The sequence below is a fragment of the Nostoc sp. C110 genome, from assembly GCF_043099725.1.
Taxonomy (GTDB): Bacteria; Cyanobacteriota; Cyanobacteriia; order Cyanobacteriales; family Nostocaceae; genus Nostoc; species Nostoc muscorum_A.
This window is the reverse complement of sequence record NZ_CP171148.1, coordinates 5,677,916-5,689,918: the sequence shown is the minus strand read 5'-3', so window position 1 is coordinate 5,689,918 and position 12,003 is coordinate 5,677,916. Positions and strand designations below refer to the sequence as shown.

9 protein-coding genes and 1 CRISPR repeat array are annotated in these 12,003 nt (G+C 41.3%); of the genes, 5 read left to right on the top strand and 4 right to left on the bottom strand.

What is annotated here, in order from left to right:
* Positions 1 to 7 precede the first annotated feature (7 nt).
* The gene (glyA, locus tag ACFFRD_RS29280) at positions 8 to 1,291 is read right to left on the bottom strand and encodes a serine hydroxymethyltransferase (RefSeq protein WP_392479199.1); all 1,284 of its coding nucleotides are present in this window, start codon (positions 1,289 to 1,291) and stop codon (positions 8 to 10) included.
* 108 nt (positions 1,292 to 1,399) lie between these two features.
* Between glyA and ACFFRD_RS29275 the strand changes: the two genes are divergently transcribed.
* From ACFFRD_RS29275 to ACFFRD_RS29265, 3 genes are all read left to right on the top strand, one after another.
* Positions 1,400 to 1,558: a hypothetical protein gene (locus ACFFRD_RS29275; protein WP_392479197.1), complete on the top strand. Its 159-nt coding sequence runs from the start codon at positions 1,400 to 1,402 to the stop codon at positions 1,556 to 1,558.
* A 79-nt stretch (positions 1,559 to 1,637) separates the two neighbouring features.
* Complete coding sequence (locus ACFFRD_RS29270; RefSeq protein WP_392479195.1) at positions 1,638 to 2,384, top strand: hypothetical protein; 747 nt, start codon at positions 1,638 to 1,640, stop codon at positions 2,382 to 2,384.
* A gap of 9 nt (positions 2,385 to 2,393) precedes the next feature.
* Positions 2,394 to 3,017 carry a DUF4231 domain-containing protein gene (locus ACFFRD_RS29265; RefSeq protein ID WP_392479193.1) on the top strand — a complete coding sequence of 208 codons (624 nt, stop codon included), beginning with the start codon at positions 2,394 to 2,396 and terminating at the stop codon, positions 3,015 to 3,017.
* A gap of 698 nt (positions 3,018 to 3,715) precedes the next feature.
* Here the strand turns inward: ACFFRD_RS29265 and ACFFRD_RS29260 are convergent.
* Positions 3,716 to 6,496: a M16 family metallopeptidase gene (locus ACFFRD_RS29260; protein WP_392483191.1), complete on the bottom strand. Its 2,781-nt coding sequence runs from the start codon at positions 6,494 to 6,496 to the stop codon at positions 3,716 to 3,718.
* A 571-nt stretch (positions 6,497 to 7,067) separates the two neighbouring features.
* Here ACFFRD_RS29260 and ACFFRD_RS29255 point away from each other — a divergent pair.
* Positions 7,068 to 7,550: a hypothetical protein gene (locus ACFFRD_RS29255; RefSeq protein ID WP_392479191.1), complete on the top strand. Its 483-nt coding sequence runs from the start codon at positions 7,068 to 7,070 to the stop codon at positions 7,548 to 7,550.
* A gap of 140 nt (positions 7,551 to 7,690) precedes the next feature.
* A CRISPR array of direct repeats spans positions 7,691 to 8,237; the repeat unit is 37 nt; unit sequence GTTTCAATCCCTAATAGGGATTTTATTTGATTGCAAT.
* Positions 8,238 to 8,603: 366 nt separating this feature from the next.
* On the opposite strand, the gene ACFFRD_RS29250 is transcribed toward ACFFRD_RS29255, so the two are convergent.
* The gene (locus tag ACFFRD_RS29250; protein WP_114083392.1) at positions 8,604 to 9,371 is read right to left on the bottom strand and encodes a circadian clock KaiB family protein; all 768 of its coding nucleotides are present in this window, start codon (positions 9,369 to 9,371) and stop codon (positions 8,604 to 8,606) included.
* A 238-nt stretch (positions 9,372 to 9,609) separates the two neighbouring features.
* Complete coding sequence (locus ACFFRD_RS29245) at positions 9,610 to 10,893, bottom strand: type IV pilus twitching motility protein PilT (protein WP_392479189.1); 1,284 nt, start codon at positions 10,891 to 10,893, stop codon at positions 9,610 to 9,612.
* 728 nt (positions 10,894 to 11,621) lie between these two features.
* Between ACFFRD_RS29245 and ACFFRD_RS29240 the strand changes: the two genes are divergently transcribed.
* The gene (locus tag ACFFRD_RS29240; protein ID WP_012409057.1) at positions 11,622 to 11,996 is read left to right on the top strand and encodes a hypothetical protein; all 375 of its coding nucleotides are present in this window, start codon (positions 11,622 to 11,624) and stop codon (positions 11,994 to 11,996) included.
* The last annotated feature ends 7 nt before the right edge of the window (positions 11,997 to 12,003 follow it).

Below are 12,003 nucleotides of genomic sequence, written 5' to 3'. Positions count from 1 at the left end.
TGCCCAATTATGCTAGTGCTGGTACAGGAATTTCCAGGTGAGGATATAAGGGGAAGCGATCGCACAATGCCGCTACCCGTTGCCGACAATCTTGCGTTACTACGTCGGAATCTGGAGAAAGCAGGCGATCGCTAATAATATTTGCAATCTCGGTAAATTCTGCTGCTCCTAAGCCCCGCGTGGTCATTGCGGGCGAACCTAACCTTAGACCACTGGTAACAAATGGTGATTGTGGATCGAAGGGAATGGTATTTTTGTTAGCAGTAATATTTACAGTACTGACTAGCTTATCGGCTTGCTTACCAGTTAGATTTACAGAACGTAAATCCACGAGGAGTAAATGGTTGTCAGTGCCATCTGACACTAACTTTAAGCCTCTATTTTGTAGTTGTTCTGCTAAAGCACGAGCATTTTCAATTACTTGAGCAGAATAGGTTTTAAACTCAGGCTTTAGAGCTTCTCCAAAAGCCACTGCCTTACCAGCAATGACGTGTTCCAATGGCCCGCCCTGAGTACCAGGAAAAACAGATTTATCTAGCTTTTTACCTAGTTCTGCATCACTGGTCAAAATTAAACCACCTCTAGGGCCACGGAGAGTTTTATGTGTGGTTGTTGTTACTACATGACAATGAGGAATGGGATCGGGATGAAGACCACTAGCAACTAAACCAGCGATATGAGCAATATCGGCAAGTAAATAAGCACCTACTTCATCAGCAATACTACGGAATTTTTCAAAATCAATTATCCGGGGATAAGCCGAATAACCACAAATCAAGAGCTTAGGACGCTCCCTCAGCGCCAGCTCCCGAATTTGATCGTAGTCAAGTTGTTCTGTTTGTTGACTGACACCGTAGTGGCTAACTTGGAACCACTTACCTGAAACGTTTACAGGTGAACCGTGGGTGAGATGTCCCCCATGAGACAAATCCATCCCCATAATTTTGTCCCCTGGTTCCAGAAGCGACAAAAATACTGCAAAATTGGCTTGTGCGCCAGAATGGGGTTGGACATTGGCATGAGCAGCACCAAATATCTGTTTCGCGCGGTTGATAGCTAGTTGCTCGATTTTGTCAACATACTCACAACCGCCATAGTAGCGTTTACCAGGCAATCCCTCGGCATATTTATTTGTCAGTACTGAACCTTGAGCCGCCAGCACAGCAGCAGAGGTAAAGTTTTCGCTAGCAATCAACTCCAAGTGATCTCGCTGGCGTTGTAGTTCGTCGTTGATTAACTCCGCGATCGCTGGATCGGTGGAGGAAAGAAAGTCTGAATTAGTCCTAGTCACTTCAATTATCCTTATGGAAATTTGTACAACGGCTGATTTTGGTTTGGCACAGCACCTAACAGCTTTTATAGAGGCGATTAATCGTCTCCGTATTCTAGAGGTTTGTTTGTGCCAACTTATTTATTATTAGGCGTAAGCTTGATTAATGCATTAATTATCATAACGTTGCTTTTTGGAGCTGCACCAAATAACACTTCTGACGTAGGCGTAGCCCGTCGGAGACATCGCTCCTCGGTTGGACAAAAAACTGAACGTTTGGGCAATTAACTGTCGGTAATACAACCCTTGCGGAACATGGCTATGAAATTCTACCCTGGGAAACTTAAGCAGTCAAAATTGTGGAAAAATGAAAAATCCTTTGAAACTTACCTTTAACAGTGGACAAACAGCATTAGCTATTCGAGTTGATCGACAAGCTGAATTACCAGATGCTCTTGAGCGAATAGGGCTTGGCGGTTCGCATTCTATTTTAGTAGTGGTAGGGGGTGCAAGTAAAATCAGTGAAGCCGACTTTCTTCGGATTAAACGGTTGTTTACGGAAGTTTTAGCCCCCATAGCCGAAAGTTTGGGTGCTTATGTTGTCGATGGAGGTACGGATGCGGGAGTTATGCAATTGATGGGTGAGGCTCGTAGCCAGATAGGTGCTAAGTTTGCTTTGATTGGTGTAACACCTGAAAACAAAGTGGCTTTACCTAATCAACAAGAACCTGATGCTGATTTGACACCGTTAGAGCCAAACCATACTCATTTTGTACTGGTTCCTGGCGATAATTGGGGCGACGAATCACCTTGGATATCTGACGTTGCAACTGTGCTGGCCAATAATGCACCTTCAGTAACTGTACTTTTAAACGGTGGTGAGATCACCTTTGATGATGCGTTTTCTAGCGTTAATACTGGAAGGTTAGTTGTTGTGATTGCTGGTAGTGGTAGAACCGCAGATATCCTTGCCGATGCCTTGCGTGGAGAGGGTACTGATGAGCGAGCTAAAAAGTTAGCAAAATCTGGTATATTACAATACGTCAACTTGATTGACATAGAGAATGGGGTTAAAAATTTAGGTCAAATAATTAAAGATTTGCTTTCTAATTAGGAGTGAATAATGGCAAAAAAAGATAGTTATCAGGAATTTTTAAAGGAAGATTTTAACAAGTTATTTGAAGGTATGAATTTAGGCGATGGGCAGAAGCATTTTTTGCGATCGCGCTGGTTAGACCAAGTACTTTGGATGGAAGGTAAGGCTAATTTATCACGCGATCGCCATTATTTGTTGCGGATAACAACTATTATTGGCGGTGTAATTCTCCCAGCACTGGTAAGTTTAAACATTAACACTACTTCTACTTTACAAGTTAACGAGAGAGCCAGAAATCTCATTATCTGGTCAACTTTTGGTTTGAGTCAAATCGTCGCTATTAGTGCTGCCATTGAAGAGTTTTTTCATTACGGTGAACGTTGGCGACACTATCGTCGTACAGTCGAATCTTTGAAAACCCAAGGGTGGCAATTCTCCCAGTTGACAGGCCCTTATCGTGATTATACAAACCACCAACAGGCGTTTAATCTTTTTGCAGGTAATGTAGAAAATATTATTCAACGAGATGTTGAAATATATTCAACTCAAGTTATACAAGAAAAGAAAGAAGAAAAACAGAGCCAGGAAAACTATATCCTCATGCCAAATGCGAAGATAACCAATTTGGAAGAAAAGAAAGAAGAAAAATAAAATCGGAAAAACAAGATAAGTAGGTCGACATAATTAAATATAAAATAAACTCTTAGTTTGTAGTGAGCGATTTATCGCTCAGAGCAAGGAATATCAGGACTAAAGTCCTTACTACAAACTTTAAATTTATTGATGCCTAGATAGTTATAAGTTAAAATTACTATAATTACATACTTTTTTACGAATTGCATTAGTAATATGAAAGCGTCATTAAAAATTATTTTCCCGAGGATTAGGGATAATCAAGGATTAAACTAAGCTGATTGATTTGAAAGAACTCTCATCTGCCTTGGTGCAGCCATCGATTTTTTAAATAAACTCTCCCCCGTTAGGTAAAAACATGGGGAGAGCTAGAACAAAGTTCGGTAGGGTAATCGGGCTACTTAAGTTTTTATTATTTTTAGACTTGATCTTATTCCTCCTAAAGACAGATAAATATTTCATTGGAATTCCATGTTGGTAGCTTTTGAAAAAATTCCCCATTTCTATCTAGAAATGGGGAAATAGGAGTTAAAGTTCGTCAGGTGATCGGAATATCTGTTTATTTTGTCCTGATACTATCTTTCTCAATTCCTCCGTTAGATAGAGAAATACTCTCTCAAAATGTTCAGGTATGTGTCTCTTAGCACTGTCAGGTTAAATTTGGAATTTTGAATCTTTCAATTCCATTATCCAAAATTTAAAATTCAGTGAGTTAATTAACCGCCTTTAGGTACAGTCTCTCCAGGTCCGGCGGTGACAATTACCAGATTTTCTGGCTTAATTAAATCCTGAATTGCCTGTTGCATTTGAGCCATAGTAACTGCTTGAATCCGTTGAGGAAAGTCTCGGATTTCTGATCGTGAAAGTCCCAAGACAGCATTATCCAAAATGATGCTTGATACATTACTGGGATTAGCTAAATCCACGGGGTAGCTATTAGTAAGTGAGCGTTTTGCCGTGTTGAATTCAGCCTCAGTTACTCCTTGCTCGCGCAACTGTTTAAGTAAAGCGAGAGTACTGGCGATCGCTTTTTGGGTATCTCCAGGAGCAGTCTGCATCTGAATCAAGAATGGGCCGGGATTGATGCCGGCGGCAAAACCACTATAGATACCGTAGGTTAGACCGAGGCGATCGCGCACTTCCGTACCCAAGCGGCTCGATAAGGTATCACCACCCAATATTTGATTCAGTATCAGTGCCGCATAATAACGCGGGTCTTTGCGAGAGATGCCGTTGTAGCCGATGTAGGTAACAGCCTCAGCTTTACCAGGAATTATTTTGTTTAAACGTGTCGAAGTTTGCGGTAATGGCACGGATGATATTTTCAGCACAGGTGGCTTACCTGTGGCTTGCCATTTGCCAAACGCCTGATTCAGCAAAGCTTTTACCTTAACTGGATCGAAGTCTCCAACTATTGCGATCGTTGTGCTATCTGGTCGGTAGTATTTCTGATAGAAGCCAAGCAAATCATCACGACTAATGCTTTTTAAGCTCTCGAATGTAGGAAAGCTATGGAATGGATGATTTTCAGGATAAATTGCCTGCTGGAATACTTGTCTTCCTAGTCCTCTAGGATCATCTAGCTGGACTTTAAGACTTGTCAACGCTCGTTGACGGCTCAATTCTAGCTGGTCGGCGGGGAAAGTGGCGTTTTCTAACACATCTGCCAGAGTTTGAATCAATATCGGCAGGTTCTTTGAAAGTCCTTCACCGCTAATATTCACTCCCTCACGGCTAGCACTGAAGCTCAAATCGGCTCCCAGGTCTTCTAAGGTTTTTGCTAGGGTAAGAGCATTTTTAGTCTGCGTCCCATTCATTAAGTTGGCCGCAGTCAGATTCGCTAATCCAGCTTTTTGATTACCGTCAAATTCAGTACCAGCGTCAATTTGTCCACTCAGGTTAATAGTGGGGAGACTGCGATCGCGTAACAACAAAACCCGCAAACCATTATTTAAGGTAAACTCTTCTGGTAGCGATTGTTTGGCCGAATCTGTAGCTGATGTGGCAGGTGGGAGATATTTAGCTAGTTCTGCCGGATCTACAGGTTTACCGGGGCTGAAATTTTCGACTGTGCGCCCAGAACCAGCGCTAGAAGTCCCTGGTTTTCCATCTGGTTGAGTCGGCTCAAAGAAACCGATGGTTTGTTTAGCCGGATTTAGGTAAGTTTTCGCTACTTTTTGGACTTGGGCTGGGGTGACTTTAGCGATCGCAGCGAGATACTGTTCAATAAAATGATAATCGCCCGCGATCGTTTGGTTATATCCGAGTTGGCTAGCCTGACTAGTAATATCTTGATTACCCAAGATATATGAGGCTTGCAGTTGCGTTTTCGCCCGGTTCAATTCTTCTGTGGTGACAGGCTGCTGTTGCAACTTTCCTAAAGATTCCTGAAGCACCTGGGCAATTTTACTTAACTCTTGACCTGGAGCCGCCGTAGCATTAATTTCATACCAACCTGGTTCAATGAGTTCGGCAGCACCGCCACTTACTGAACTGGAAAGTCCAGATTCTACCAAAGCCTGGTAAAGTCTAGAGCTACGTCCACCTGTGAGAATGGCATCCATCACATCAATTGCCGGCACATCAGGATGCTTGATATCTGGTAAAGGATACACTGCTTGTAGTAGTGCCGCGCTTCCCGGTTGCTTCAAAACAATCGGTGCTTTTTTAGTAGTAGGGGCAAGTGGAGAAGATGGAGCGACATTTTCCCGTGTTCTCTTTTCCTCGTTTCCTCGTTTTGTCAACTTCCCATAAGTTTCTTTAACAACTTTGAGTACAGGTTCTGTGGCAAAATCTCCCGTAATTACCAACGTAGCATTATCTGGGCTGTAATAGGTTTGGTAATAATTCCGCACCTGTTCCACCGTGAATTTTTCTACATCAGCTTTTGTGCCTCCCACAGATAAGCCATAAGCTCTGTTAGGGAAAGCATCTCGCATCACTGCCCGACTCAGACGATAGCCTGGTGAATTTTCGTACCCTTGTAACTCGGAGATCACCACTCGCTTTTCACTTGTGAGTTGTTCAGGCCCAACTAAGGAATTTTCCATGCGATCGGCTTCCAGTGTCAACAATGCTTCGAGTCTGTCTCGTTGTACTGTGCCAAAATAAGCTGTTTCGTCATAACTAGTAAAGGCATTGAACTGGCTACCCAAGGCACTAAACAATCTTCCAAACTGCACTGGGCGGGCAGTTGTACCCTTGAACATCAAATGTTCTAGCTGGTGAGAAATGCCATTTTCTCCCTTAACTTCGTTACGGGAACCAACTTTATACCAAACTTGCACACTCACCACTGGAGCAGTATGAACTTCCTTGGTTAGCACTGTTAAACCATTTTCCAACACCGTTTTTTTAACCCCTTGGGTGAATGAGGCCGCAGATACAGGTGCGGCTGCTGTCGGTGTTGCAGCATTTATGAAATTGCTCGAAAAAGGCAAAAGACTTAAGAGCAGACTGAGAAAAAAACCTAAAAACATATATGAACGTAACTTCATAAGCAATGCCAAATGCAAAATTTCTAATTTTGAAGAAGAATTCAGAAGCAAAGCCGGGGACTCCGCAACTCCGGTCATAATCAATTAGTAAGGGACTGGCTACCTCTGTGCTATCCACCAGTTGTACAGCATTCATTCTGTAGCTTGCTTCCCTGAAAGGGTATTCTGACTCCTGAATTCTGTTTTGATAAAACAAAACATTAGTACCACTTCGTGGAAGTGAGAAGACTTAACATTCTCAGATTTTTTAACATTTTTAATGGTAGCTTTATTTTTCCTATGCCGTAATAGTCGGTTTTCACGTTGACTTATTTGCAATACACTTACAAGCAATAGTCCACAACAATAGTATAAAAAGTTTTGTTGCTATCCCATAACACTTATTTTATCTTTTCAAGCTAGATATAAATTTACGTACTGTTACTAATTATTTTAATTATATTAACAACTATTGCAATGTGTTCCATTTGACAAGTGTTTTGGTATGGCTACTTCTACGATTGGTTTGATTCCTAATTGTCATCCCATCAGGGTAGGTATCTCCGTCAAACTAGCAAGAACTTTTTGAGATATGCAAACAAGAAACTTAATTGCATCATTCGCATTAGGTATAGCTTTAACAGCAATACCTGTATTACAGTCTCATGCCTTAGAAGAAAAAACACCGAACTTATATAATTTCACAGGATATAATTTCAAAGGCGAGAAAGTCAGTATTAATTACTCAGCATCAAGCATTACTGGCAAGCCCCTTTTCAACTATCAAGATCAGAAACACACATTAAACTTTCAGGGAGATGAGATCCGTACTGTCGAAACGGAAATTGGTACACTAGTGACTGTGACTATTAAAAAGACAGTAGATACTGGTTCCACCACATTTAGCTTGCTCATCCCCCATGTAAACCTGGGATATAGCAACGAAGTCAAAATTGTAACTAACGGAATCACAACATTAAATCGGTTTTCTACGATTCCTCAATTCAACCAAGGGCAGAAACAAACTTATACAATAATCCATCTCAAGGGTACAGCCCAAGTTGTCGCTTTTTAAGCACAAGAGGGATAAAAAACATCTAAATTGCATAAACCTAATTAAACGTAGCTCTTGTGGGGCGGTCATCTTGCCCGCCCAGCTTATGCAATTTAAATGTGGGATTATTAGTAGTGTTTACTGTCAAGCCCGCGACAGTTGTTTCAATCCCTAATAGGGATTTTATTTGATTGCAATTTGATAATGAAGTCCTCAAGCGTCAAATGCCGTGGTTTCAATCCCTAATAGGGATTTTATTTGATTGCAATGCAACTGGAAGGCTAAGTTAGAAGGCAATGGTAGTTTCAATCCCTAATAGGGATTTTATTTGATTGCAATAGCCGTGTTAAGCTCTGCTTTTTCGTCATCATAGGTTTCAATCCCTAATAGGGATTTTATTTGATTGCAATTGGCGATTGCAATGTGATTGCGGAAATGTGATTGCGTCATCATAGGTTTCAATCCCTAATAGGGATTTTATTTGATTGCAATACGTACACGGTAGAATTCTACAACGACGTTATCAGTTTCAATCCCTAATAGGGATTTTATTTGATTGCAATATATCTCGTTCCAATGCCATTTGCTTTAGTTGTGGATGTTTCAATCCCTAATAGGGATTTTATTTGATTGCAATCGGTAATTCTGAAATACTCTGTACCTAATTCTGAGTTTCAATCCCTAATAGGGATTTTATTTGATTGCAATGCTGGCATTTGAAAGCTTTGTGTTATTTGGTTTTCAAGGTTCAAGAGCGCGAATAGAAAAATCATAACATGAAGAGTGGCAATGTGTCATACGAAAATCGCTGAAAGTCATTCCACATAAGGTGCGCGGATGTCTTCAAGATTTTACAGTCGTCAAGTCTTTGCATACAAGGCAATTCAGCCATGTTTGTAGTCACCTCTTCACCAACACCTACCCATTCGCACACTTGGCAAAAAAACTAGTCTGATTGCAAAGCGGTTCACGACCCATGAGCTTACTACAGACTTTCTTTGATTTCTAGCAAAAACAATTGCCACCTCTCAAACCTCTGCATTTTACTTTTAACGCTCAATTTCGTTATAAAACTTAAAATTTTTCCTTAGCAGCTAACATCTGTAAAATCTTTTCTACATGATCCAACTCTCCAACGATTCGCCGAATTGGGTGCGGCCAAACTTTGACAAGGGTAGGAGTTGCAGAAACTTGATTGAGTTCTGCTTGTTCTGGATGACTTAAAACATCAATTACTTTCAGAGTATAAGGATGTCCGAGCGATCGCTCCAACAATTCATGTAAATTTTGCAGAATGCGTTCGGTTGTACTGCTATGTCCTGCAACAAACAAGCGGAGAACATAGCCTTGTGTGATAACTTCCTTTTTTTGTACTATTACTGGCTGGTGGTATTTTGGCACAGGTTCAGAAAGGTCTAGACGAACAATTAAATCGTGATCTTCCCAAAGCTGCCCAAATGAGGAACGATAAGATGTTAACACCATGCGATCGCACAACCCCTCTTGCCAAGGAGCAGCTTGCCATACTAAATCCCCTGTACCAAAAATGGCATTAAGCAAAGCTTGATGTCTAATTACAGCCGGATAAGCTTCAGCAAAAGTTCGCACTTGTTGAGTACGCGGATCTAACCAGTGGTCAATAGTTGCAGTATAACAAGGCACTAAAAAGTGCGGTGGCTCTGGCAAATCTAGAATTTCTTGCAAAGCCGAACACAAATGCAAATGCCATCGACCTTGTTTGCTAGGGTCGATGCAGTAAATTAAATCTCCTCCAGGTGTAAATAGGGCAATGCCTTTAAACAACTGGGGTGTAGATAGTTTGTTTGTTGTCAAGTTATTCACAAAGGCTAGGAAGCTAAAAGTAAAAATTCTCTCTTTTACCTTTTACCTTAGCTATAACCGCAACCAGGATCAGAAAAATATTTAGGATTGAGGGATGAGGGAGCAGGGGAGGCAGGGGGCAGGGGAAGCAGGGGACAAGGGGATAAGGGGACAAGAGGTGAGAACTTGAAACAAGTCTTTCCCCTTGTCCCCAAATCCTCTTCCCAATTCCCAATTCCCCATACCCAATTCCCAAATCTTAAACTCTACCTCGGAGAAACTGTGCCATTTCATTAGGAGTTGGCGACATTTCCAAAGCAGTTTCTTCAGTGATGCGACCGTCTTGATAGAGATTGAGTAACGACTGATTCATCGTAATCATGCCGTCAAAGCTAGCTTGTTTCATCAACTCGCCAATTTCATCATACTTACCGTCTTTGATCCATTCTTTAATAGCCTCAGTATTGATCAGCACATCGTGGAAAGCAGCTCGCTTCCCGTCAGTTGTGCGGCACAAACCTTGAGCAATTACCGCTACTAAAGACTCAGAAATTGCTACTCGCATTGCATCCTGTTCGTCACCAGAGTAGAGGTTGAGAATCCGTTCAATGGTTTTAACCGCGCTATTGGTATGTAGGGTTCCCATGACCAAGTGACCAGTCTGAGCAGCTTTTAGGGCGGTGTTGACTGTTTCCTTATCCCGCATTTCCCCCACCAGAATCAAATCTGGATCTTCCCGCAAAGCTGCTTTCAAAGCGTTGTCAAATTTCCGGGTATGCATTCCCACTTCCCGTTGTTTGACTAAAGATTTGCGGCTTTGATGGATAAATTCGATTGGGTCTTCAATGGTAATGATATGCTTGGCCATCTCCTTATTGATGTAGTCAACCATCGCTGCCATTGTGGTGGACTTACCAGAACCAGTGGGCCCAGTTACCAAAATTAAACCTTTGTGGTGATGACAAATATCCCGAAAAACTGGGGGTAATCTCAACTGTTCCATAGTTAAGATTTTCAGAGGAATCAACCGCAACACCATCGCAGGCCCTCTAAGAGTGCCAAAAACATTAATCCGCACGCGAGCAAAGTCATATTGAGTTGCTCCGTCAAATTCTAAGTGTTCTTCAAAGCGCTGAATTTCCGCCTCACTCATTACCTCCCGCAACCAATTCATAAAAGCTTCTTTATCTACTTCTGGATAATCCCATGATTGAATTTCTCCTCGGGTGCGGAAACGCGGTACTTCACCGACACCTAGGTGCAAGTCAGAATATCCCTGATCGTAAGCTTCCCTAATTAACTTCTCTAAAGTGGGCCCCGCACTGTTGGCTTTAGGGAGAACTGAAGTAGGTATTGGCGGTGGACTAACCGGACGATGACCTGCAACAGGTGTGTTGGAACCCCTATCCATTGACATATCCAATGTCTGTGTCATCTGCCTCTGCGTACTGAAGGTTGGCGGAGGTGGTGGCATTGGGGGCATTGGGGGCAAGTTACGTTCGGTAACAGGGCTAGAATTTGATGGAGACTGTGATTCTGTCATATATCTTCACATTTGGCAGGTAAAAATTTGAATTAGTGAGAAGTAAAGTCACTTACTTCGATGACTTTTGGAAAATGCTTGCGTGCAAGCCCTAGTCGTGATGGGAGGCGATTGAAAATCTAGAACCACGGTCAATCCATTTCATCCACCTAAACTGGTATCTTTTTTTCTAAGATTCCGCTACTCAGAAAATTTAGAAAAATTATTTAACCTATATATCATGGTTAACACACCTAATAGCTTAGAACGCCTCAGCAAAAATCCATAGATTATATTGTGATTTATAATACTTCCGACAAAATATGAATATTCTCAGCCATTAGATGAGAAATTTATCTTGGGCATGAATACAAATTGCCAGCAATTAACAGCATAAATACTAACTATTCATTTATTCAGCCAATCTATCAATTATGAGAAGCGCTATCAATTTTTATAAGAAATGTTAAGCTTAGTAGGAGCAATATCTGGGGATCAACGTTAAAAGCCCATACGTTTTAGGTTATATACCTGAAGACAGATGCAGAAAGCAAGTTATTCTAATAGATATAAACTTGATTTTATATCCACAATTACAAAAAACTAACTGTAAACTTTAGTAAACAAATGCTCATTTTCCCGATTAGTTTTTATATACTGAATTTCACTGAGAAACAAATCAGTTAACTCGCCAAAAGCGAGATATGACTGAAATTAAAATTTGCTGTGTATTTTTGGGAGGAAAAGTCATGGTTTCTGCTGAAAGCTCTAATCTAGGAAAGACCTACTCCTTGTTGATGATTAAAAGCTTTTTAATATGGACTTTTACATTAGCAGTATGCTTGTTGGTTGTCGGTTTTCCATTAGTGGTCTTGATGGCTACGGTTGGATGTCTGTTATCGATCATCTTGCAATCTGTGATGCCTGTTAGTGCTGTTTTGCTTGTAGCAGGTGCTTTAATCATGTTTAATGTCATGGCAGTTGTATTTGCTGCGGGTGTGCTAACTATTAAAGGAGTTCATCCAAGTGAAGTTAAATGGTTAAGCTGGTTGCATGGAGAGGCAGACCAAATGCAGACTACTGTTTATGCTGCTTGCCCTTTAACTTGTGAGATTAAAATGTAGTCATCAC